Here is a 21953-nt window from a genome sequence, read left to right on the forward strand (position 1 = left end):
TCAGATGCGGTGTGTCCTGGGTGGCCGTCAATTGCAGTGAGCTCGGCCGCGATCTCTGGGAAGCGGTCTTGTAGTGACGCGCCAGGAGGCGGCATCTGCCAAGCCGCTTGCGATGCCGCCCGCCGACACTGGGAGCAGCCGCGACCGCCCGCTTTAGTCCGATCAACTACTCGGCCGCGCCATTGATGGCCGCATGTGCTGCAGGTCCAAAGCACTGTCCGGCCGCTGCCGGTAGTGAGGCTATCTCGATCAACCGCTGCCGGCTCCACGGCGCTGATCTCTGCGAAGACAGCAGGGTGCGTATCGCGCAACAAGCGGCGTGTGGCCACGTCTTCCCCCCGGTACAGGACGAGGTTCATACTACAGAGCTACCGCCTGCTGCACTGGCATGGTTCAGAGGTCGAGGAAGACGTAAGCAGCTTCCCTGTGACCCGGCTGCGTCGGGGCTGTTTCGCGAGTACGCAGAGAAAAGCAGGATAGAACGGGGGAAAATTGGCTGCACATTCATTCTTTGTCGTGGGGGAAACATGGTTCCAATCCTTTCGCGAGGGCTATAACCCTGAAGCGGCATCGATTTTTCGTGAGTGTGACGCCCGCTGCGACGAAAACGGCGACCTTGATTACTTCACGATTTCATCCCACCAGATGAAGGATCGGTTGGAGCTCCTTGGTATCGACATCAATGCGACGGCCGCTGCCTTCAGGCACGGATACATGGAGACTCCAGAGGAATACCGTCCAGACGAGTTCGATTTCCACTCCTGGCTGGAAGACGGCAAAGAGTCAGTGCGGCGAACCGGATGGTGTGATTTTGGTGCAGATGCCGACTGGATCGATTCGTCGGTCGATATTCGCTACACAATTCGGGCCGTAATTGAAATGCACGAAGAAGACGTGCCCGTGGTCTGGAATCTTGCAGACGTGGTAGGTCGCGGCTTCGTGTCACCCGATCCTCGGCTCTGCGAGCTTGAGATGGAGAAGAATAGGGGGGCAAATGTCGCAACCTTCCCCGTGATCGTACTGACAGAGGGATCGACCGATGCTAGCTTTTTGAGTGCGGCGCTCTCATTGATATATCCACACCTTGTTGACTTTCTGAAGTTCATGGATTTTGGGGTTGGAGCTGAAGGAGGGGCTAGCGCCCTTGCGCGATCCGTAAAGTCATTCGCAGCCTCAGGGGTCGCAAACAGAGTGATCGCTATTTTTGATAATGATACGGCCGCCTCGGATGTACTGGTTGCCATGAACGCCACACTTCCCAAGACTTTCAGGGTGATTCAATACCCTGACATCGATTTGGGCAGAAAATACCCGACGATCGGCCCCACCGGGCACGGAATCTCTGACGTCAACGGTAAAGCGGGCGCCTTGGAGCTGTACTTCGGTCAGGATGTCTTGAAAGATCCTGCGGGTGGACTGACACCGGTGCAGTGGACGGGTTACGTAAAGAGACAGAACGCCTACCAGGGTGAACTTCTTGATAAAAGCCGTCTTCAGAAATCTTTCCGAAAGAAGCTGGATGGCGCCATAGCTCGGGGGAGCACTCAACCGGAGGAAGACTGGTCTGGGATCACCGCGATTCTCGATAGTATCCGTCACGCTTTCCGAGATTTTTCAGCTTAATTAAATGGAGAGCGATCGCGGCAGATGCCATTCGGACACACAATGAACTGGAGGGAGATTGATGATCGGCGACTCGACGCCATGGCGTGAGGACCTTCTTCGAATCGCAGAGCGGCTTGAGAAGCGAAAAGTTCAAAAGCGGTGGACTGAGCGAACCACTTACCTGGTCGAGCGAGACATAGCACTTGGTGCCTTCATTGTTCGGCGACTGAACGAGTCCCGTAAAGTCTCCGATAGACTTGCTGCGCGTAACTTTCCGGTCGAGCGCTTCTCGCTAGTTGGAGAGGTGCCGGACGTATACAACCGTTACGAGTTCTATGAGCTGTATGATCTCGAACGTGGTGCGGCAGATACCCTTTCATTCCCTCACCTGTGCAATCAGATAATTCATAGCTACGTCTGGCATTTTTCCGTTACTGAAGATTCTGGAATGCTGGATGGCATTTATGTCTGTTCCGATCACAAGCGCCGGAAGACTCTCTATAAAATTACACTCGACAGCTTGATTGATCTGTTCATTCGTGTGGGATCCGAGGACATCTACCGAATCGACATTCGTGCAGACGGTAATGGTGAGAGGTATGTTGCGCACGTCGAGGGTCGCTCGCCGCTCGACGAAGTACGTGCAGAATAGGTCGATGCAGCGGCTTCGGGCGGGAGTTGCTTCGCTGTGAGTACTCTTGGCCCACAAGTTTTGCCGCGTCGGGCTTGTGGGGCTGCCCAGTAAAGCGCGAAGTCGGGGCCAGAATCTGAGGGGCTCGGCTTGCAGCGACTGCCCAGAATTGTAGAGCTGATTGTCGCGCCACGGCGTACCGCTTCTCTGGGGCAGGCGGTGGATTACTGTGCGCGGCACGGGCGCCGGCCGGGCCGGATGCGGTGAGCCGAGCGAGCCGCCTTGAGTAGCAGAGAAGGTGGTCTTCAAGGGCTTCCGTTCGGTTGGGCCTACTGCCACTCAGGTGGGGTTGGCAGGAGTGGCTTGCTGGGACCGGAACGGGGCGGGCGGACACTCGGCGATGGCGAAGCTGCAATCTGACGGCAGTTCTGACGGCAACGACGGCACACGCTCGCACGCGATCGCCAACCTGGGCGATCGGGATCTGAGGCTGTCGGCAGTGGGCACGACGCCCTGCCCGATCCTACGGATCAGAAGGTTGCAGGTTCGAATCCTGCCGAGTGCACACAGGTCAGAGGCCCCGCCGGTTACCCGGACGGGGCCTCTGACGTCAGCGGGTGACACCAGAGAGGCCACAGAGCCGCGCTCAGTGGCCCGATGCCTCTCCGGTTCCGGTACGGACTGAGTGGCTTCGTCTGGGCGCTGGCTCGCAGGCAGGCCAGCTGCCTGATGTGGCATCAACATCCTCGGGCGGCGGCACGCCTTGAGGGACGGGCGAGACGTGTACTCCCGGTGGTGAGGAGCGGAACAGAGATCTTGCAGAGCGATCCGCAGGACCTCGGCGCAGTGAGCACGACCAGCTAGTCGCCGAGCCGACGGTATTGCCATCGCCCAATGCGTCTGCGGGGACCGGATGTGATCACCGCATGAGTTCGCGGATCTTCAGCAGCAGCATGGTGACGGCGATGAACGTGCCCCCGGCCCATTTCACCGCGTCCAGGATTGTCGCTCGGAGCACGACTGCCACCACGCCGACTATGAGACCGATGAGCAGGCCGAACAGTACGGCGATAATGATCAGTAGGGCCCGCTGCTGTGAACCATCACTGGGGAGAGACGGAGGCTGAGTCACCCTATGCCTCCCCCGCTACGTATGGTCTGTGACAGCTGGTGACTCTTGCCTGGCTGGTAGGCCCCGCCTAGGACGGGCCGTCCACTGAGATACCGGTGAGGGCGGGGCTGGTAGGTGACGCGACGCGCGTTACTATCTGCCATGAGGCTTCCTGGTTGAGTCGATGGACGAGGATGCTTCGCGCTGGGGGAGTACTCGGGCAATGCTTGCTGGCAGACCGAGGACTCCCCCTACCGCTGTGAAAAGCTCTTCATGTTTGGCCGAAATCGGCCTTGAATTCTTGCTTGACGCTCTGCACTTGGTCATCCGTTCATGACCTCACCCATTTTCTGACCCTGCCCTGCCGCATTGGCATCCTTGGCAGTCATGACTTGTACCGTCATACTGGCGCCGGAGCCCTGACTGTGCCATGTTGCTGCAGTACAGGATTGGGGGAGCTGTGACCTTTGCGGACCCGATACCGGTGTGGCGGAAAAGTTCTGCCAGCGGACCAGCGGGTGATAATTGCGTCGAGGTCTCGTTGGGACGTCACGTTCTGATCAGGGACTCGAAGTTATGCGACGGACCCCTTATGGTTGTCGGCCCATCGGCGTGGACGACTTTTTTGGATGCACTTTCTCGCCATTATGCGGCGAGCTGAGCGTTGCTCTCTCGCCATTCCTTGACGGGCTGAGCATAGCTGTTCTCAACTTCCCAAAAGGCCTCCAGGTAGTCTTCTACGCTGCGCTGGACTCCTACGTTCGCTTTGTTGTTCAGGATGACGCTGCCGTCTGGGTTCTCGAGATAGACAACGCGCTCTTGGTCGGGCTTCGCGAACTCGAAAATCACGTAGGGCGAACGCAGCAGCGGGTACAGGCCGCTGGCAAAGGGCACCACTCCAATGCTGATCCGGTCCATCTCGCTGACCCTCTCGAGATGACGGATCTGAGCCTCCATCAGTTCGGGGTCACCTACGACTCGTCGGAGGGCGGCCTCATCGATCAGGAAACGCAGTTCGGTCGTAGCTGCCTCCCCCAACATGCGTTCCTGACGCTTCATGCGAAGGTCCAGCAACTCTTCCTTCTCCGGGACCACCGACTGCTGCAGAAGGGTGCGCGCGTACAGTTCGGTCTGAAGCAGCCCGGGGACGAAGAGGGCCTCGAAGTTGCGAATCACGGAAGCCGATGCCTCGTAGCCGAGGTATGACTGAAACCCCTCAGACAGCAGAAGCCGGTATTCGTACCACCACGGTTGCCGACGCGCTTCCTCTGCTGCGCGACGCAATTTTTCTGCGCTGTCGGGCGGGAGATTGTAGAAGCTGATCAACGCCTTCAGGTCGGTCATGGAGATTTTTACCCGACCTGACTCGAGACGCATGACCTTCGACAGGGACCATCCTGTCTCTCGTGCCACATCCGGCTGCGAATGTCCCGCTTTTTTACGTGCTTCCTGAAGCTGCGTGCCCAGAACCTGACGGTAGAACATGGGATCGGCATCGGGCATGAAGGGCTCCTCTTAGTGCCACCGGTCAAACCGAAGCCAAGCGGACTGGCAGTATGCATAGCGACCAGTGCCGCAAGGCTACGCGGATTTTTGCTACCTGTCACTATGCGACCCGCCGCTTCGCTGCATAGCGAACTCAGGAGAGATTCACGAGATAGGAGATAAAAAATCGTACGCGAGATCGAGGAGGTCGGAGATGTGATCGATTAATGTGGCGTGTTAATTGGGGCTGATGATCCCAGTGGTTTCAGTCCCCGCGGCGGTGCTCCTCCATGTAGTCCGCCGCCAGGGTGCTCGCGCGGTTGAACCAGTCGGTGAGGACCGCGATCTCGGCCGGGGAGTAGTCCGCGAAGAGTTCCATGAGGCGGGCGTAGTACGGCTCGTAGACCTCGCGGACGCGGGCGACGGCGTCGGGCCGGGCCGCCACGCGGATCCGGCGGCGGTCGTCCGGGTCGGGGCGGCGGGCGATGTAGCCGGCGCGCTCCAGGCGGTTGAGGATGCCGGTGACCGCGCCCGTGGTGACGTGGACGCGGGCCGCCAGGTCTCCGGCGGTGGGGAGGTCGTCCCCGGCCTGGATGACGTACGCGAAGCACGTGAGGTCCGTCACGCTCAGGCCCACCTGCTGGGCGATCTCGTGCTGTCCGACCAGGTGGGTCGCGATGAGGTGGTCCATCGCCGACAGCGCCTGCTCCGGCGTGGCGGCCGGGCGCGGCTTGGCTTGCATTCCCATTTCCCTTAGTTCGTGAGATGTTTGGGTGATAAAAGTCTTAGTAAGTAAGGGGCTGCGGGTGTTCCCCGCGCGGGCCCCGTGGCCTAGGGGAAGTACGTGAGCGCACATCAGTATGACCACGGGCACACCGTCGCGGGCTGGGTCGGCTTCGGCATCGCGAGCGTCGGCGCCGCCGTCGTGGGAGCGGGGGTCTGCACGGTCTCCGGCCCGTTGATCGGCGCAGGCCTCGGCATCGGCGCTGTGAGCCTGCTCGTCACCTGGGCGCTCCATCTCGCGGGATGGGGCAAGGGGCCGGGGGCCCGGCCCCGGGCCGAGTGGGGGTGGCGGGTGCGGGATTCCGCGGCGCCCGGCGGGCATGCCGACTGCCTGGGATGCCGGCTGGCCGGACGCCGGCGGAGCGGCGAGCGGGCCGGCCGCACGCCGGAACCGTCCATGCCCGCGCAGCGGGAGGGAGAGCGGGAGAAGGCGACCGCCCTCGGAGCGGACTCCGTCCGCTGAGGCGGTCCGACGTCCTTGTCAGTGGTCCCCTCTACTCTCGTCGGTGATGGCACGCACATGGAAGTGCTCGGGGCTGCGGTGGTCCGGGGCGGGGCCCGAGCTGGTGTGGGACGGGGGCGGCGCAGCGCGCTCGCCCGTGGGAGGCGCGTGGCCTTCGGAGTCGCGGAAGGGGCAGTGCGCGGGTGTGCGGGGGCCCGGGGGCACGCGTGCCCCGTGGGAGCGGTCGTACCGGCGCGCAGTACGGGGGCGCGGTGTGAGGAGTGCGCGCGGCTGGACCGGGCGCACTCCGTGGCGGCGGACACCCTCGCGGACGACCCGCGGCCGTACCACGTGTACCTGGCGTGGTTCGGGCCCGGCCTGGTCAAGGTCGGGATCACCGCCGTGGAGCGCGGCCCGGCCCGGCTGCTGGAGCAGGGAGCCGTCTGCTTCAGCTGGCTGGGCGCCGGGCCGCTCATGGCCGCGCGGCGTACGGAGGAGCTGCTGCGGGCCGCGCTGCGGGTGCCGGACCGGATCCCCTACGCGGACAAGCGGGCCGTGCGCGCCCGGCTGCCGCGGGCGGCGGCCGACCGGGCCCGTGAGATCACCGGGCTGCACGCGCGGGCCGTCGCGCTCGCCGGGTGGCCGGAGTCGCTGGAGCGCGAGCCGCTGGACGTGGTCGACCACGTCGGCGTGTTCGGGCTCGCGAACGTCCCCGCGGCCGTCGGGGAGGTGGCCGGGCTGGCCGCCGGGGGCGTGGTCGGCGGGGAGCTGGTCGCCGCCGCCGGGCCCGATCTCCATCTGTCGACCGGGGGCGGCGTCGTCGTGCTCGACACGCGCCTGATGACCGGCTGGGAGCTGGTGCCCGCACCGGACGGCGGACTGACCGTGCCGGTACGGGAGTTCAGGGCGTCGGCGAGCGTGCAGGACGGGCTGTTCTGACGCGCGCGGGCACCCGGCCCGGGTGAAGCGGGCCGGGCTCCGCCGACCCGGGTGACGCGAGCTACTCCGCCGACCCGGGCCATGCGGCCGGGCTCAGCCGACCCGGGTGACGCGACCCGGGTTCCGCCGACCCGGGCCACGCTGCCGAGCTCCGCCGACCCGGGCCATGCGGTCGGGCTCCGCCGACCCGGGCCATGCGGCCGGGCTCAGCCGACCCGGGTGGCGCAGGCCGGGTCCCGCCCGCCCGGCTCCGTCGGCCCGGGTTCCGCCGACCCGGGCGACGCGACCTACGCGATGTGACCCGGGCTCCTCCAACCCGGGCTCCTCCAACCCGGGCCCCGCCAACGTGGCCTCCGCAACCCGGGCCCCGCCAACCCGGGCCCCGCCAACGTGGCCTCCGCAACCCGGGCCCCGCCAACGTGGCCTCCGCAACCCGGGCCCCGCCAACCCGGCCCCCGCCAACCCGGCCCCCGCAACCGGCCCCCGCGCCCCGGACGGCCCGGGCCGGGTCGTCTTCCCAGGCGTTTCCTGGGAAGTGCCTGTGGGTTTCTCAGACAAATCACAGCCTGTGGAAAGAGCCCTCTCAGCGGGCCTCGACATCGTGTTCACATGACCACGACCTCGCCCCAGGGGCGCACCGAACTGCTGAGGCCGGACGGGAGCCCCGTCCGCGTGCTGGTGGTGGACGACGAGATGTCGATCACCGAGCTGCTGTCCATGGCCCTGCGCTACGAGGGATGGCAGATCCGCAGTGCCGGCGACGGCACGGGCGCGATCCAGACCGCGCGTGACTTCCGTCCCGACGCCGTCGTCCTCGACATGATGCTGCCGGACATGGACGGACTGTCCGTGCTCGGCCGGCTGCGCCGCGAACTGCCAAACGTGCCGGTGCTGTTCCTCACCGCCAAGGACGCGGTCGAGGACCGCAGCGCCGGGCTCACGGCAGGCGGGGACGACTACGTCACCAAGCCGTTCAGCCTGGAGGAGGTCGTCGCGCGGCTGCGCGGGCTGATCCGCCGCTCCGGCGCCGCCGACCGGCGGTCCGACTCCACGCTGGTCGTCGGCGACCTCACCCTCGACGAGGACAGCCACGAGGTGACCCGGGCCGGGGAGAACATCCACCTGACCGCGACCGAGTTCGAGCTGCTGCGGTTCCTGATGCGCAACCCGCGGCGCGTGCTCAGCAAGGCGCAGATCCTCGACCGCGTGTGGTCGTACGACTTCGGCGGCCAGGCCAACGTGGTCGAGCTGTACATCTCCTATCTGCGCCGGAAGATCGACGCCGGGCGGGAACCGATGATCCACACCCGGCGCGGCGCCGGTTACCTGATCAAGCCCGCGGCGTCATGAGCGGCCGGCGACGGCCGCGTACGCAGCAGCGGGCCCTGGGGAAACGGGCGGGCACACCGCGCACGCTGCGCACCCGGCTCGTCGTCGCGTCCGTGGCGCTGATCGCCGTGGTGTGCGCGGTGATCGGGACCGTGACGACCCTCGCCCTGCGGTCGCACCTGTACGAGCAGCTGAACGGGCAGCTCAACGAGGTCGCCGCCCGGGCCGCGCTGAGCCCGCCGAAGGAGCCGGGCCGGGACGACGCACCCGCACAGCCGAAGCGGATCAGCCTCACCGAGTTCGTCACCAAGGGTCCGCAGCCGAGCGGCACGGTCGCCGCCGAGATCCGCGACGGGAAGATCGTGGACTCCGCACACGGCGAGTCCGAGGACACCTTCCACGTGACCGCCAAGCCGCTCACGGCCGCTCAGGCCGCCGCGCTCGCCTCCGTTCCCCGGGTCGACGGGACGATCGAGACCGTCGACCTGCCGGGCCTCGGCGAGTACCGGGTCGAGTACAAGTCGGGTGACAAGGGCAGCTACTACGTCGCCGTCCCCACCACCGGCGTCACCGGCACCATCAACACCCTCGTCCTGGTGGAGATCAGCGTCACGGCAGCCGGGCTGGCCGCCGCCGGGCTGGCCGGTTCCGTGCTGGTCGGCGTCGCCACCCGCCCTCTGCGCCGCGTCGCCGCCACCGCCACCCGCGTCTCCGAACTCCCCTTGCACACCGGCGAGGTGAACCTCAGCGAGCGCGTCCCCGACTCCGAGACCGACCCCCGCACCGAGGTCGGGCAGGTCGGTGCCGCGCTCAACCGGATGCTCGACCACGTCCACGGGGCGCTGCACGCCCGCCAGCAGAGCGAGACGCGGGTGCGGCAGTTCGTCGCCGACGCCAGCCACGAACTGCGCACCCCCCTGGCCTCCATCCGCGGCTACGCCGAACTCACCCGGCGCGGACGCGAACAGGTCGGCCCCGACACCCGGCACGCGCTGGGCCGGATCGAGTCCGAGGCCGGGCGGATGACCCTGCTCGTCGAGGACCTGCTGCTGCTCGCCCGGCTGGACGCCGGGCGGCCGCTGCGGTTCGAGCGGACCGACCTCGTCCCGCTGGTCGTCGACACCGTCAGCGACGCCCGGGCGGCCGGCCAGGACCACCTCTGGCGGCTCGACCTGCCCGACGAGCCCGCGCTCGTGTCGGCGGACGCGGCCCGGCTCCAGCAGGTCCTGGTCAACCTGCTGGGCAACGCCCGCACCCACACCCCGCCCGGCACCACCGTCACCGCGCGCGTCCAGCGGCGCGGGCCCTGGCTGTGCGTGGACGTGGCGGACGACGGGCCGGGCATCCCGGGCAAGTTGCTGCCGCACGTCTTCGAACGGTTCGCGCGCGGCGACTCCGCGCGTTCCCGCGCCACCGGCTCGACCGGTCTGGGCCTCGCCATCGTGCAGGCCGTGGCGACCGCCCACGGCGGTGCCGTGACCGTCGACAGCGTGCCCGGGCGGACCGTGTTCACGGTGCGCCTGCCCGCGCTGCCGCCCGGGCCGCGGCCGGACAGGGACGGGCGGGAGCACTCACAGGCACGCCACAGCCTCACCACACGGGCGCGACAGGGCGCCTGACGACAGTCGGTGCCATGCGAACCGACTCTTCTCCCGGCACCCTGCCGGCGCGGGAGCACCTCCCGGCCGCACCAGCCGGTACGCCTGTCCTGGACGTAGTGGTCCCCGTCTACAACGAGGAGAAGGACCTCCAGCCGTGCGTGCGCCGACTGCACGAGCACCTCTCCCGCACGTTCCCGTACGCGTTCCGCATCACGATCGCGGACAATGCCTCCACGGACACCACCCCGCGGGTGGCCGCGCGGCTGGCGGCGCGGATCCCCCAGGTGACCGTGCGCCGGCTGGAGCAGAAGGGCCGCGGCCGGGCCCTGCGCACCGTCTGGTCGGGCTCGGACGCCCCGGTCCTCGCCTACATGGACGTGGACCTGTCCACCGACCTCAACGCCCTGCTCCCGCTGGTGGCGCCACTGATCTCCGGTCATTCGGACCTCGCGATCGGCTCCCGGCTCGCCCCCAGCTCGCGCGTGGTGCGCGGCCCCAAGCGGGAGTTCGTCAGCCGGGCCTACAACCTCATCCTGCGCGGCTCCCTGCAGGCCCGCTTCTCCGACGCCCAGTGCGGGTTCAAGGCCATCCGCCGCGAGGTGGCGCAGGCGCTGCTGCCGCTGGTCGAGGACACCGGCTGGTTCTTCGACACCGAGATGCTGGTGCTCGCCGAGCGGGCCGGGCTGCGCATCCACGAGGTCCCGGTCGACTGGGTCGACGACCCCGACTCGACCGTGCAGCTCGTGAAGACCGCGACCGACGACCTCAAGGGCGTGTGGCGGGTGGGCCGGGCGCTGGCCACCGGGTCGCTGCCGCTGGACCGGCTCACCCGACCGTTCGGCGACGACCCGCGCGACCGCGAGATCGAGGACGTACCGAAGGGGCTGGCCCGCCAGCTCGTCGGGTTCTGCGTGGTCGGCGGCCTGTCCACCCTCTGCTACCTGCTCCTCTACAGCGGCTTCCGGTCCTTCACCGGCTCGCAGGCGGCCAACGCGCTCGCCCTGCTGGTCTCCGCGGTCGCCAACACCGCGGCCAACCGGCGGCTCACCTTCGGGGTGCGCGGGCGCGGCGGGGCCGTACGGCACCAGGCGCAGGGCCTGGTCGTCTTCGGCATCGGACTCGCCCTGACCAGCGGCTCGCTCGCCGCGCTGGGAGCGGCCACCGCCGAGCCGGCCCACTCCACCGAGCTGGCGGTCCTCATCGCCGCCAACCTCGCGGCGACCGTGCTGCGCTTCCTGCTCTTCCGGGCCTGGGTCTTCCCCGACCGGCGCGAGGGCGGCCCGCCGGTGGCCGCCCCGCCGTACGACACCACTCCGTTCCGCGCCGGTGACGTCGCGGACTCCTGGCGGGAGACCACCGTGCGGCCGCTGCCGGTGCGCCCCCACGACACCGATGCGAGGGACCTGCGATGACCGTCCACTACGACCGGCGGGCCGACGCCGGAGCCACACCACCGGGGACCGGGTCACGAACGCCCGCGCCCCCGGCCGCCCCACAGGCCGGCGAGCCCGGGCGGTCGCTGCCGCGGCGGCTGTGGCGCGGCCGCCCCGAGGACCCCCGCTGGGCCCGCCCGGCCTTCCTCGCCCTGCTGCTGGTGACCACCGCTCTCTACCTGTGGAACCTGAGCGCCTCCGGATACGCCAACTCCTTCTACTCGGCGGCGGTGCAGGCGGGCAGCCAGTCCTGGAAGGCGTTCTTCTTCGGCTCGCTGGACGCGGCGAACGCCATCACCGTCGACAAGCCCCCGGCCGCGCTGTGGCCCATGGCCCTGTCCGTGCGGCTGTTCGGGCTCAGCTCCTGGGCGATCCTCGTCCCGGAGGTCCTGATGGGCGTCGGCACGGTGGCCGTCGTGTACGCCGCCGCGCGCCGCCGGTTCGGCCCCGCGGCCGGCCTGATCGCGGGCGCGGTGCTCGCCCTCACGCCCGTCGCGGCGCTGATGTTCCGCTTCAACAACCCCGACGCGATGCTGGCGCTGCTGATGGCCCTGGCCTGCCACCTCGTCATCCGCGCCCTGGAGGACGGCCGCACCAGGTGGCTGCTGTGGGCCGGTGCCGCGATCGGCGCCGCCTTCCTCGCCAAGACCCTCCAGGCCTTCCTGATCCTCCCGCCGCTCGCCCTCGTGTACGGCGTCTGCGCCCCGGTCACGGTGCGGAAGCGGATCGGGCAGCTCGCCGCCGCCCTGGCCGCGATCGTCGTCTCGGGCGGCTGGTGGGTGGCGATCGCCGAACTCTGGCCCGCCTCCTCCCGCCCGTACATCGGTGGCTCGCAGAACAACAGCTTCCTGGAGCTGACCTTCGGCTACAACGGCCTGGGCCGCCTCAACGGCGACGAGACCGGCAGCGTCGGAGGCGGCGGGGGCGGCGGTGGCGGCGCCTGGGGCGAGACCGGCTGGGACCGGCTGTTCGGCTCCGCCGTCGGCGGCCAGATCTCCTGGCTGATCCCGGCCGCGCTGATCCTGCTCGTCGCCGGGCTGGTGGCCACCCGCTGGGCCGGGCGCACGTCGGTGACCCGCGGCGCGTTCCTGGTGTGGGGCGGCGCGCTGCTCACCACCCTGCTGGTCTTCAGCTACATGCAGGGCATCTTCCACGAGTACTACACGGTGGCCCTCGCCCCCTACATCGCCCCGCTGACCGGCATGGGCGCGGCGCTGCTCTGGGAGAGGCGGGCCGAGGTGTGGGCGTCCCTGACCCTGGCCGCCGCGACGGCGGCGACCGCGGCCTGGGGGTACGTCCTGCTCGGCCGTTCCCCGGGCTACCTGCCCTGGCTGAAGTGGCTGGTCCTGGCCGGCGGTCTCACGGCGGCCCTCGGCCTGGTCTTCGCCGGGCGGCTCGGGCGCCGGCTCGCGCTGGGTGCGGCCGGGCTGGGCCTCGTCGCCGCGCTCGCCGGACCGGCGGCGTACACGCTCACCACGCTGAACGAGGGTCACACCGGCTCCATCGTCACGGCGGGCCCGTCGGTGGCGGGCGGCCGCGGCGGCCCGGACGGCGGCGCCCCCGGCGGCGCGGGCCCGGGCGGTGGCTTCCCGGGCGGGAGCCGGAACCAGCAGGGCCGGAACCAGCAGGGCGGCCCGGGCCTCCCCGGCGGTGGCATGCCGGGCCAAGGCCAGAACCAGAACCAGAACCAGCAGAAGGGTGACGGCGGCCGGATGGGCGGCACGGGCGGTGGCGGCGGCATGGGCGGCCTCCTCAACGGCGCCGGCGTCGGCTCCGAGGCCAGGAAGCTGCTGGAGGCGGACGCCGACCGCTACACCTGGGCGGCTGCGGCCATCGGTGCCCAGAACGCGGCGAGTTACCAGCTGTCCACCGGAGAGCCGGTGATGGCCGTCGGCGGCTTCAACGGCACCGACCCCTCCCCGACACTGGCCCGGTTCAAGGAGTACGTGGCGGAGGGCAGGATCCACTACTTCGTCGCCTCCGGTACGGGCGGCGGCATGGGCGGCCGCGGCGACGGCACGTCCGCGCAGATCACCGCCTGGGTCGAGGCCAACTTCGAGAAGGTCACGGCCGGTTCGGCCACCCTCTACGACCTCACGCAGGAGGCCGGCGGCTGACCAGTGAACGGTCCGGCGGGGGGCGGTGGCTCTCGGCCACCGCCCCCCGCCGAACTCCGTTGTACGCCGTATAGGAGCTGTTCTACGGTGTAGAACATGACGACGTCCCCCCAAGAAACCACCGCGCCGCGGACGGCGCCCGCCGGGCACCCCCAACGCTGGCTCATCCTCGGTGTCATCTGCCTCGCGCAGCTCACCGTGCTGCTCGACAACACGATCCTGAACGTGGCGATCCCCTCGCTCACCCGTGAGATGGACGCCACGACCGCGGACGTCCAGTGGATGATGAACGCGTACTCGCTGGTCCAGTCCGGCCTGCTGCTGACCGCGGGCAACTCCGCCGACCGCTACGGCCGCAAGCTGATGCTGATGTCGGGCCTGGTGATCTTCGGCATGGGCTCGCTCGCGGCCGGTCTGTCCCAGAGCCCGGCCCAGCTGATCGCGGCCCGTGCGGGCATGGGCGTCGGCGGTGCGCTGCTGATGACCACGACCCTGGCGGTCGTCGTGCAGATCTTCGACGACCAGGAGCGGGTGAAGGCCATCGCGCTGTGGTCGACGGTCAGTTCGCTCGGCTTCGCGGCCGGGCCGCTGATCGGCGGTGTGATGCTGAACCACTTCTGGTGGGGCGCGATCTTCCTGATCAACATCCCGGTCGCGGTGCTCGGCCTGGTGGCGGTGGCCGCGCTGGTCCCGGAGTCCAGGCACAAGGCCGGTGACCGGCCCGACCTGCTGGGCGCGGTGCTGTCCACCATCGGCATGACGGCCGTGGTGTACGCGATCATCACCGGTCCGGAACACGGCTGGAGCTCCGGGCAGGTGCTGGTCTCCGCCCTCGTCGGCGTGCTCGTCCTCGGCCTGTTCGTGCTGTGGGAACTGCGCACCGAGCAGCCCATGCTCGACATGCACTTCTTCCGCAACCAGAAGTTCGTCGGCGCGGTCGCGGGCGCCATCCTCGTGGCGTTCGGCATGACCGGGTCGCTGTTCCTGCTCACCCAGCACCTGCAGTTCGTGCTCGGCTACGAGCCGCTGGACGCCGGGCTGCGGACGGCACCGCTGGCGCTGACCGTGGTCGCCCTCAACTTCACCGGGATCGGGGCGAAGCTCGTGCTGAAGGCCGGGACCCCCGCGGCGATCGCGCTCGGCATGACCCTGGTGTCCGCGGGGCTCGCGGCGATCGCGCTGCTCGGCGGGCACGGCTACGGCGGCATGCTGCTCGGCCTGGTCGTGATGGGCGCCGGGGTGGCCCTGTCGATGCCCGCGATGGCCAACGCGATCATGGGGGCGATACCGCCGGAGAAGGCGGGCGTGGGAGCGGGCATCAACGGCACGCTCGCGGAGTTCGGCAACGGCCTCGGCGTCGCCGTCCTCGGGGCCGTGCTCAACTCCCGGTTCGCCTCCCTGGTCGCCGTCTCCGCCGCCTCGCTGCCCGCGGCGCTGGCCGCGGCCGGCACGGCCGAGGAGAAGGCGCGCATCTCCGACGCGTTCGCCTCCGGCCTGGAGACCAGTCAGCTGGTCGGAGCCGTCGCCGTGCTCGCCGGCGGACTGGTCGCGGCGGCGTTGCTCCGGCGGGCCGAGCGGGCAGAGTCCGCTTAGGTGACCGGGCCGTGCGGGTACGGGGTCGCCGCGGCCGGCCCCCACGGCAGAGCCGCACCGCGACACGGCCCCGCCGCCGACGGCAGACGGCGCGTCTAGCATGAGCGGCGTTCGAGGACCGAGAAAGGTGCGCCATGGCGAAAGCGGCCCGGCGGGATCAGCCGCGAACCAGCGTCTGGCTGGAGGGCAAGGCGCACCGCAGGCGCGGCGGCGGACAGCCCTCGGGGCTGGACCGGGAGCGCATCATCGAGGTGACCGTCCGGCTGCTGGACGCCGAGGGCCTGGCCGGGTTCTCCATGCGGCGGCTGGCCGGTGAGCTGAACGTCACCGCGATGTCCGTCTACTGGTACGTCGACACCAAGGACGACCTGCTCGAACTCGCCCTGGACGCGGTCATGGGCGAGATGCGGCTGCCCGACCCGGACTCGGGCGAGGACTGGCGCGAGCAGATGCGGGCGCTGGCGCGGGAGTACCGGACGCTGCTGGTGCGGCACCCCTGGGTGTCGGCGCTGGTGGGGGCCTTCCTCAACATCGGCCCCAACAACCTGGCGTTCTCGCGGGTGGTGCAGCGCGTGGTCCGCGGGACCGGGATGCCCGCGCGGCGCCTGACCAGCACGATCTCGGCCGTCTTCCAGTTCGTCTACGGCTACGGCACGCTGGAGGGCCACCTGGCCACCCGGGCCGCGGCCGGCGGCATGACCGTGGACGAGTACTTCCAGCAGGCCCTCAGCACGGTCTCGACCGCCCCGCAGGCCGCCGACGTCATCAAGGAGTCCCAGGAGATCATGGCGGCGCGCGGTGGCGACACGGTCGCCGAGATGCTGGAGCGCGACTTCGAGTTCGCCCTGGAGCTGCTGATCGCGGGCATCGAGGCGATGGTCGCCCGGGGCTGACCTCGCGCCCGGCTACTCCCCCTCCACCAGCCGCGCCGGGAAGCCGCCCGTCGCCACCGGCCCCCACCGCTCCGGTGTGATCCGGATGATCGACTTGCCCTGCCTGACCATGGCCGCGCGGTACTCGTCCCAGTCGGGGTGCTCCCCGGCGATGTTCCGGTAGTACTCCACGAGCGGCTCGACGGAGTCGGGCGAGTCGAGGACCTCCGCCGTGCCGTCGATCTGCACCCACGGGCCGTTCCAGTCGTCGCTGAGGACGATGACGCTGACCCGCGGGTCCCGCTTGGCGTTGCGGGTCTTGGCACGCTCCGGGTACGTGGAGACCACGATCCGGCCGGAGTCGTCCACCCCGCAGGTCAGCGGGGATCCCTGGGGGCCGCCGTCGAACCGCCGGGTCAGCAGGACCGCGTGGTGGCGGGGCCGTACGAAGTCGAGCAACTCGTCCAGGGAGACACGGGTGTTCGTCGCGATGTTCGGTGCCATGCCCGGCAGCCTACGACGCCAGTGCCTCCGGGAGGTTGTCGTACACGGGCACGTCCCGGCGCATGCCGGTCAGCTCCAGGACGCGGCTCGCGACCCCGTCGGGCCGGGCCACCAGCCGGACCCGGGCCCCGGGACGCAGGCCCTCGCGTATGTCGTTGATCAGGCGGATGCCCTGGGAGTCCATGAAGGAGGTCGACGTGAGGTCCAGGACGAGCACCTCCAGCCGGTCGCCTCGGGCCTCGGCCGCGGACATGACGAGCGGGAGCAGCTCCGAGGCGTTGCAGAAGTCGATCTCGGCGGGCAGGGTGAGGTGGACGCGGCCGGGCAGGTCGCGTGGTTCTGTGGGATTCGTGAAGAAGGTCACGGCACTCACCTGGCAGACGTTCGTCCGGTTTCCGGTAAGGCCGCTTCCTGACCCGCCGCCATTCCACCACGCCGGGGGGTGGCCACGGAAGCGCCCAGGCCCGGCCGTCGGCCGGGCGTCACTTCGAGGCAACCGAACAGTTAGAGTGCTGTCCGTCCTGTGCTCGCAGTCGGGAATGTGCTGCGGAGCTCTCCTGCGCACGGCCATGGCCGTGCATGCCGAAGAGGTTCGTGGTGGCTGCGTCCGAGTTTCCTGATTTGCCCCGTTTTCCGGTCGGCTTCGAGCTGGCCGAAGCACTGACGGTGGCTTCTCAGCAACTGCACGAGACCTCCACCCCGCACAGCACGCTGCGCACGGCGGTCCGGCTGGCCGTCCACCTCATGCCGGGGGCCGAGCACGCCGGCATCTCCGTGATCGAACGCGGGGACAAGCTCCGCACACTCGCCTGGACCGACGAGGTCGTCCGCTCCGCCGAGTCCCGGCACACCGGCCGCGAACAGCACGGGCACTGGGAACAGCTGTGGCACAGCCCCGTGGCGCGGATAACGGACAGCGAGACGGACGACGGCTGGGACGTCCTGTCGGCGCTGGGACTGCGCTCGGCGCTGTCGCTGCGGCTGCGGGCCGACAAGCGCCGGCTGACCGTGCTCACGGCGTACGCCCGCAAGCCCGGCGTCTTCGACGAGGACGCCACGCGCATCGGCCGGCTGTTCACCGCGCACGTCAGCATCGCCCTCGACTCCGCCACCGTGCGCGAGCAGCTCACCGAGGCCATGCACACCCGGGACCTGATCGGCCAGGCCACCGGCATCCTCATGGAGCGTCAGGGCATCGACGCGGCCGCGGCCTTCGAGAGCCTGGTGCGGGCCTCCCAGCGGGAGAACGTCAAACTGCGCGACCTGGCCCGCCGCATCGTCGGCACCCACAACACCGCCTGACGGCGGGACGGGACGGCTCGGGGGGCGTGTTCGCGGGCCGACGGGATACCCGTACGGTCATGAACTCCGAGACGTCCGACACGCTGGACCAGGCGATGGTGCGCAGCAGTGGTCTCGACACCCTGCTGCGCGACCTGACCGACCGCGCGGTGCAGGAGGTGCCCGGCGCGGCCGCCTGCAGCATCACGGTGCGCCGCGCGGGCCGGCTGCTCACGCTGGCCGGCAGCGACGGCCTGCCCAGCGGCCTGGACCTGCGGCAGTACGAGAACGGCTCGGGTCCCTGCGTCGACGCCGCGGAGACCGGCGTCGAGCAGTACGTCCCGGACCTGGCCGAGGAGACGCGCTGGCCGTCGTACACGCCGTACGCGCTGTCCCTGGGCGTGCGCTGCCTGCTGGCGGTGCCGGTGGCCGTCGAGGGCGAGACGGGCGCCGCCTTCAACTTCTACGGCGTGCGGGCCGGGGCGCTGGACGCCGGCCGGGACGCGGCCCGGGCCTTCACGGCCCGGGCGGGGGACGCGGTCAACGTGTCCCTGCACATCGAGCGCCGCCGCCAGTCGGCGGCCGACGTGCGCACCGCGCTGCTCTCGCGCAGCGTCATCGACCAGGCGGTCGGCATCCTCATGGCCCGCGAGCGCATCGACGCCCGCCAGGCCCTGGAGCGGCTGCGCCGGGTCTCGCAGGACCGGAACGTCAAACTCCGGGATTTGTGCGGCCAGTTGGTGGCGAGAGTCTCCCAGCCGCGCGACCCCTCCTCACGCCGCGGGCAGTGACGCTCCCTGCACGGCCTGGACGTCCAGCTCCACCTTGAGGGTGGTGCCGATGGCGGCGATGCCCGCCTGGAGGACCTGGTTGTAGTTCATCGCGAAGTCCTCGCGCCGCAGCTCGGTCGTGGCGCGGAACGCCGCCCGGGTGCCGCCCCACGGGTCCGGGCCGGTGCCCAGGTAGGCCAGGTCCAGGTCGACCGGCCGGACGACCCCGTGCATGCCCAGCTCCCCGTGGACGGTCCACCGGTCCGGCCCGGTCGCCGTCAGCCCCGTGGACCGGAAGGTGATCTCCGGGAACCGCTCGGCGTCCAGGAAGTCCGGCGACTTCAGGTGCCCGTCGCGCATGCCGTTGCCGGTGTCGATCGACGCGGCCCGGATCACCGCCTCCACGCGCGACTTGGTGACGTCGTCCGGGGCGATCTCGATCGCGCCGGAGAACTCCGTGAACCGGCCGTGCACGCTGGAGATGCCCAGGTGCTGGGCCACGGCGGCCACGCTGGAGTGCACCGGGTCGATCGTCCACGGGCCGGGCGGCGGCAGTTCGGTGCCGCCCTGGCGCGCCAGCGTCACCGTGCCGACCTCGGCCCGCCCGCTCGCCGTGACGATCACACTCGACGCCGCGGGCGCGTACCCGACGGCCGTGACGATCACCGTGTACGCCCCCGGCCGCAGCGGCGCGGCGTCCCGTACGGCGCCCTCCGCGTCGGCCTCGGCCCGCAGCACCTGCGCGCCGGTCATGTCCGCCACCGTGACGACCGCGTGCGACACGGCCCATCCGTCCCGGGTACGGATCCTCGCGGTCAGTCCCATCTCACGTAACTCCTCGAGAAACCGGCCCGTGACAGGGGGCGCACCTCCGCTCGGGGCGCGCCCGCCCGCCACGGGCCGGGGTCCGTACTACTCGCCCGGGTGGGCGAGTTCGATGTCGTGGCCGTCGGTGCCGCGGCCGGTCACCGTCAGCGCGGTGGCCACCGGCGGGTAGCCCGTGGCGATGACGGTGTACTCGCCGCCGTCCAGGTCGGTGAAGGCGTACGCCCCGTCCGCCCCGGTCGTGGCCGAGCCGACGACGTTGCCCGCCTGGTCGACCAGCGTCACCCGGGCGTCGGCCAGCGGGCCGTGCGGGGCGCGGACGACACCCTGGACACGGGCGCCCGCGTCCAGGTCGATCTCGACCCGGGTGACCCCGGTGCCGCCGACCTCGACCGGCAGGGCGCGCGGCCGGTACCCGGCGGCGTTCACCGCGACGGTCACCGCCCCCGGCACCAGCTCGGCGAAGGAGAACTCGCCCTGCTCGCCCGTGGCCTGAGTGGCCAGCAGGTCGCCGCGCACGTCGGTCACGATGACCATGGCGTCCCGCACCGGCTGCCCGCTCTCGGCGGCCCGCACCAGGCCGGTCAGCCCGCTGGTGCCGCTGAGCAGGATGTCGTAGGCGAGCGGCTCGCCGTGGACGACGATCGTCGACGCCTGCGGCTGGTAGCCGTCGGCCGAGGCGATCAGCACGTACGACCCCGCGCCCGGCGCGTCGACCGCGTAGGAGCCGTCGGCCTGCGCCACGGACCGGCCCAGCTGGCGCCCGGCCAGCGAGATCAGCGTGACGGCGGCCTGCGGCACGGGCGCTGACTCGGCGCCGCGGACGAAACCGCGGACCGGCACACCGCCGCCGGACGCCGGCTCCTCGGCCCGGGCCGCCGTGGCGACCGCGGCGAGCCGCTGCGTGCCCTCGGGCCCGGTGCCGGCGGCGGCCCCGGTGTCCGCGACGGCCCAGCTCGGCGCGGTCTTCCCGGCGGGCGCCCCGGCCGCCGCCTCCGCGGGAGCCTGCGCGCCGGTCTCGGCGGCCGCGGCCTGCGCGAGCCCGCCCTTGGTCTTCAAGGGGACCTCCTTGATGAACAGCGACACCAGCAGCGCGAGCAGCGCCAGCGGGGCCGAGTAGAGGAACACGTCCGCGACACCGTGGCCGTAGGCGCTCTCCACGACGGTGCGGATCGGCGCGGGCATCGTGTCGAGGTCGGGGATGCCGCCCCCGCCCGTGCCGGCGTGGCCGAGTGCCGCGCCCTGGGAACCGAGGTCCGCGAGGCCGTCCTTCACGTAGTCGGTGATCTTGTTGCCGAGCACGGCGCCCAGCGCCGAGACGCCCACGGCACCGCCCAGGGACCGGAAGAAGGTCACCGTGGAGCTCGCGGCGCCGAGATCACCCGGCTCCACCTGGTTCTGCGTGCAGAGCACCAGGTTCTGCATCATCATGCCGATGCCCAGGCCCAGCAGCGCCATGAAGAGCGCTATGTGCCAGTACTCGGTGTCGTACCGGATCGTGCCCAGCAGCCCCAGGCCCGCGGTCACCAGCACACCGCCGGCGAGCAGCCAGCCCTTCCAGCGGCCGGTCCGGGTGATGATCTGGCCGGAGACGGTGGAGGAGACGAACAGGCCCGCGATCATCGGGATCGTCATGACGCCGGACATCGTCGGGGACTTGTCCCGCGCCAGCTGGAAGTACTGGCTGAAGAAGACGGTCCCGGCGAACATCGCGACACCGACGAACAGCGAGGCCAGCGACGCCAGCGTGATGGTGCGGTTGCGGAACAGCCGCAGCGGGATGATCGGCTCGCTCGCCTTCGCCTCGACGAGGACGAAGACCGCCAGCAGCACCAGCGAACCGCCGACCATCGCGTACGTCTGCCACGAGATCCAGTCGTACTTGTCACCGGCGAAGGTGACCCAGATGAGCAGCAGGCAGACGGCCGCGGTGATGAAGAAGGCGCCGGCCCAGTCGACCCTGACCTTCCGCTTCACCACGGGCAGGTGCAGGGTCTTCTGCAGCACGATCAGGGCGATCACGGCGAAGGGCACGCCCACGTAGAAGCACCAGCGCCAGCCCAGCCAGTCGGTGTCGGTGATGACACCGCCGACCAGCGGGCCGCCGACCATCGCCGTGGCGAAGACGGCACCGAGGTAGCCGTTGTACCGCCCGCGCTCACGCGGGGAGATCATCGCCGCCATGATGATCTGGGCCAGCGCGGACAGACCGCCCATGCCGATGCCCTGGACGGCGCGGAAGGTGATGAGCGTCCCCGGGTTCTGGGACATGCCGGCCGCCGCCGAACCCAGCACGAAGATCACCAGCGCGAGCTGGATCAGCAGCTTCTTGGAGAACAGGTCGGCGAGCTTGCCCCACAGCGGGGTGGACGCGGTCATCGTCAGCAGGGACGCGGTCACGACCCAGGTGTAGGCGCTCTGGCCGCCGCCGAGGTCCCCGATGATCCGGGGCAGGGCGTTGGAGACGATCGTCGACGACAGGATCGCGACGAACATGCCGAGCAGCAGGCCGGTGAGGGCCTCCATGATCTGCCGGTGCGTCATCGGAGCGTCGCCGGAGGAGCCGTGGGAGCCTCCCCCGTGCTTGGCATGAGCCCGCACACCGGCTGGTGTGGTCGTTGCCATGGGCTTC

19 protein-coding genes and 1 pseudogene are annotated in these 21953 nt (G+C 69.9%); 13 read left to right on the forward strand and 7 right to left on the reverse strand.

Annotated features, from left to right (window positions below; all coding sequences use genetic code 11):
- Positions 1-359, reverse strand: a 359-nt coding sequence (locus AC07DA_RS13770; protein WP_479127842.1) for a zinc-ribbon domain-containing protein, incomplete at its 3' end; no start/stop codon positions are given.
- Positions 360-516: 157 nt separating this feature from the next.
- Between AC07DA_RS13770 and AC07DA_RS13775 the strand changes: the two genes are divergently transcribed.
- The 3 genes from AC07DA_RS13775 (at position 517) to AC07DA_RS13785 (ending at position 4008) form a co-directional block, all read left to right on the forward strand.
- Positions 517-1623 (forward strand): hypothetical protein, encoded by a 1107-nt coding sequence (locus AC07DA_RS13775; RefSeq protein WP_479127655.1) that lies wholly within the window; start codon positions 517-519, stop codon positions 1621-1623.
- A gap of 61 nt (positions 1624-1684) precedes the next feature.
- Entirely contained in the window at positions 1685-2257 is a 573-nt protein-coding gene (locus AC07DA_RS13780) for a hypothetical protein (protein WP_479127657.1), read from the forward strand.
- A gap of 1520 nt (positions 2258-3777) precedes the next feature.
- The gene (locus AC07DA_RS13785) at positions 3778-4008 is read left to right on the forward strand and encodes a DUF397 domain-containing protein (protein WP_479127659.1); all 231 of its coding nucleotides are present in this window, start codon (positions 3778-3780) and stop codon (positions 4006-4008) included.
- Here AC07DA_RS13785 and AC07DA_RS13790 read toward each other — a convergent pair.
- Both AC07DA_RS13790 and AC07DA_RS13795 read right to left on the reverse strand, forming a co-directional pair.
- Positions 3993-4850, reverse strand: coding sequence for a helix-turn-helix domain-containing protein (locus tag AC07DA_RS13790; protein ID WP_479127661.1), 858 nt, complete (start codon positions 4848-4850; stop codon positions 3993-3995). The genes AC07DA_RS13785 and AC07DA_RS13790 overlap by 16 nt on opposite strands.
- 247 nt (positions 4851-5097) lie before the next feature.
- Entirely contained in the window at positions 5098-5574 is a 477-nt protein-coding gene (locus tag AC07DA_RS13795; protein WP_479127663.1) for a MarR family winged helix-turn-helix transcriptional regulator, read from the reverse strand.
- Positions 5575-5676: 102 nt separating this feature from the next.
- On the opposite strand from AC07DA_RS13795, the gene AC07DA_RS13800 reads away from it, so the two are divergent.
- The 8 genes and pseudogenes from AC07DA_RS13800 (at position 5677) to AC07DA_RS13835 (ending at position 15962) form a co-directional block, all read left to right on the forward strand.
- On the forward strand, positions 5677-6078 hold the full coding sequence (locus AC07DA_RS13800) for an HGxxPAAW family protein (protein WP_479127665.1): 402 nt from the start codon (positions 5677-5679) through the stop codon (positions 6076-6078).
- Positions 6079-6124: 46 nt separating this feature from the next.
- Positions 6125-6996 (forward strand): annotated as a pseudogene (locus AC07DA_RS13805) (DUF2797 domain-containing protein).
- Positions 6997-7605: 609 nt separating this feature from the next.
- Entirely contained in the window at positions 7606-8346 is a 741-nt protein-coding gene (locus tag AC07DA_RS13810; protein ID WP_479127667.1) for a response regulator transcription factor, read from the forward strand.
- Complete coding sequence (locus AC07DA_RS13815; protein WP_479127669.1) at positions 8343-9944, forward strand: sensor histidine kinase; 1602 nt, start codon at positions 8343-8345, stop codon at positions 9942-9944. The genes AC07DA_RS13810 and AC07DA_RS13815 overlap by 4 nt, the downstream gene beginning before the upstream one ends.
- A gap of 14 nt (positions 9945-9958) precedes the next feature.
- Positions 9959-11338 carry a bifunctional glycosyltransferase family 2/GtrA family protein gene (locus AC07DA_RS13820; protein ID WP_479127671.1) on the forward strand — a complete coding sequence of 460 codons (1380 nt, stop codon included), beginning with the start codon at positions 9959-9961 and terminating at the stop codon, positions 11336-11338.
- Complete coding sequence (locus AC07DA_RS13825; protein WP_479127673.1) at positions 11335-13476, forward strand: ArnT family glycosyltransferase; 2142 nt, start codon at positions 11335-11337, stop codon at positions 13474-13476. Before AC07DA_RS13820 ends, AC07DA_RS13825 begins: the two co-directional genes overlap by 4 nt.
- 96 nt (positions 13477-13572) lie before the next feature.
- On the forward strand, positions 13573-15069 hold the full coding sequence (locus AC07DA_RS13830; RefSeq protein WP_479127675.1) for an MFS transporter: 1497 nt from the start codon (positions 13573-13575) through the stop codon (positions 15067-15069).
- Positions 15070-15203: 134 nt separating this feature from the next.
- A complete protein-coding gene (locus tag AC07DA_RS13835; protein ID WP_479127677.1) occupies positions 15204-15962 on the forward strand; it encodes a TetR/AcrR family transcriptional regulator in 759 nt (252 codons plus the stop codon).
- 12 nt (positions 15963-15974) lie between these two features.
- Here AC07DA_RS13835 and AC07DA_RS13840 read toward each other — a convergent pair whose 3' ends face one another.
- Together AC07DA_RS13840 and AC07DA_RS13845 are read right to left on the reverse strand one after the other, a co-directional pair.
- Entirely contained in the window at positions 15975-16445 is a 471-nt protein-coding gene (locus tag AC07DA_RS13840; protein WP_479127679.1) for a PPOX class F420-dependent oxidoreductase, read from the reverse strand.
- A 10-nt stretch (positions 16446-16455) separates the two neighbouring features.
- A complete protein-coding gene (locus tag AC07DA_RS13845) occupies positions 16456-16809 on the reverse strand; it encodes an STAS domain-containing protein (RefSeq protein ID WP_479127681.1) in 354 nt (117 codons plus the stop codon).
- A gap of 215 nt (positions 16810-17024) precedes the next feature.
- On the opposite strand from AC07DA_RS13845, the gene AC07DA_RS13850 reads away from it, so the two are divergent.
- Both AC07DA_RS13850 and AC07DA_RS13855 read left to right on the forward strand, forming a co-directional pair.
- The gene (locus AC07DA_RS13850; RefSeq protein ID WP_479127683.1) at positions 17025-17747 is read left to right on the forward strand and encodes a GAF and ANTAR domain-containing protein; all 723 of its coding nucleotides are present in this window, start codon (positions 17025-17027) and stop codon (positions 17745-17747) included.
- 59 nt (positions 17748-17806) lie between these two features.
- Positions 17807-18517, forward strand: a complete 711-nt coding sequence (locus AC07DA_RS13855; protein WP_479127685.1) for a GAF and ANTAR domain-containing protein — start codon at positions 17807-17809, stop codon at positions 18515-18517.
- Here the strand turns inward: AC07DA_RS13855 and AC07DA_RS13860 are convergent.
- A complete protein-coding gene (locus AC07DA_RS13860; protein ID WP_479127687.1) occupies positions 18500-19321 on the reverse strand; it encodes a YceI family protein in 822 nt (273 codons plus the stop codon). The two genes, AC07DA_RS13855 and AC07DA_RS13860, sit on opposite strands and share 18 nt — an antisense overlap.
- 87 nt (positions 19322-19408) lie before the next feature.
- Positions 19409-21865, reverse strand: coding sequence for an MFS transporter (locus tag AC07DA_RS13865; protein ID WP_479127844.1), 2457 nt, complete (start codon positions 21863-21865; stop codon positions 19409-19411).
- Between the last annotated feature and the right edge of the window lie 88 nt (positions 21866-21953).

The sequence above is a fragment of the Streptomyces sp. NPDC044921 genome (assembly GCF_056432865.1).

Excerpts from the sequence above, each read along its gene's own strand:
- AC07DA_RS13785 (WP_479127659.1), top strand. The coding sequence starts at position 3,778 with ATGTTGCTGCAGTACAGGATTGGGGGAGCTGTGACCTTTGCGGACCCG.
- AC07DA_RS13855 (WP_479127685.1), top strand. The coding sequence starts at position 17,807 with ATGAACTCCGAGACGTCCGACACGCTGGACCAGGCGATGGTGCGCAGC.
- AC07DA_RS13790 (WP_479127661.1), bottom strand. The coding sequence starts at position 4,850 with ATGCCCGATGCCGATCCCATGTTCTACCGTCAGGTTCTGGGCACGCAG.
- AC07DA_RS13835 (WP_479127677.1), top strand. The coding sequence starts at position 15,204 with ATGGCGAAAGCGGCCCGGCGGGATCAGCCGCGAACCAGCGTCTGGCTG.
- AC07DA_RS13815 (WP_479127669.1), top strand. The coding sequence starts at position 8,343 with ATGAGCGGCCGGCGACGGCCGCGTACGCAGCAGCGGGCCCTGGGGAAA.
- AC07DA_RS13850 (WP_479127683.1), top strand. The coding sequence starts at position 17,025 with ATGCCGAAGAGGTTCGTGGTGGCTGCGTCCGAGTTTCCTGATTTGCCC.
- AC07DA_RS13865 (WP_479127844.1), bottom strand. The coding sequence starts at position 21,865 with ATGACGCACCGGCAGATCATGGAGGCCCTCACCGGCCTGCTGCTCGGC.
- AC07DA_RS13795 (WP_479127663.1), bottom strand. The coding sequence starts at position 5,574 with ATGCAAGCCAAGCCGCGCCCGGCCGCCACGCCGGAGCAGGCGCTGTCG.
- AC07DA_RS13830 (WP_479127675.1), top strand. The coding sequence starts at position 13,573 with ATGACGACGTCCCCCCAAGAAACCACCGCGCCGCGGACGGCGCCCGCC.
- AC07DA_RS13825 (WP_479127673.1), top strand. The coding sequence starts at position 11,335 with ATGACCGTCCACTACGACCGGCGGGCCGACGCCGGAGCCACACCACCG.
- AC07DA_RS13780 (WP_479127657.1), top strand. The coding sequence starts at position 1,685 with ATGATCGGCGACTCGACGCCATGGCGTGAGGACCTTCTTCGAATCGCA.
- AC07DA_RS13840 (WP_479127679.1), bottom strand. The coding sequence starts at position 16,445 with ATGGCACCGAACATCGCGACGAACACCCGTGTCTCCCTGGACGAGTTG.
- AC07DA_RS13820 (WP_479127671.1), top strand. The coding sequence starts at position 9,959 with ATGCGAACCGACTCTTCTCCCGGCACCCTGCCGGCGCGGGAGCACCTC.
- AC07DA_RS13860 (WP_479127687.1), bottom strand. The coding sequence starts at position 19,321 with ATGGGACTGACCGCGAGGATCCGTACCCGGGACGGATGGGCCGTGTCG.
- AC07DA_RS13810 (WP_479127667.1), top strand. The coding sequence starts at position 7,606 with ATGACCACGACCTCGCCCCAGGGGCGCACCGAACTGCTGAGGCCGGAC.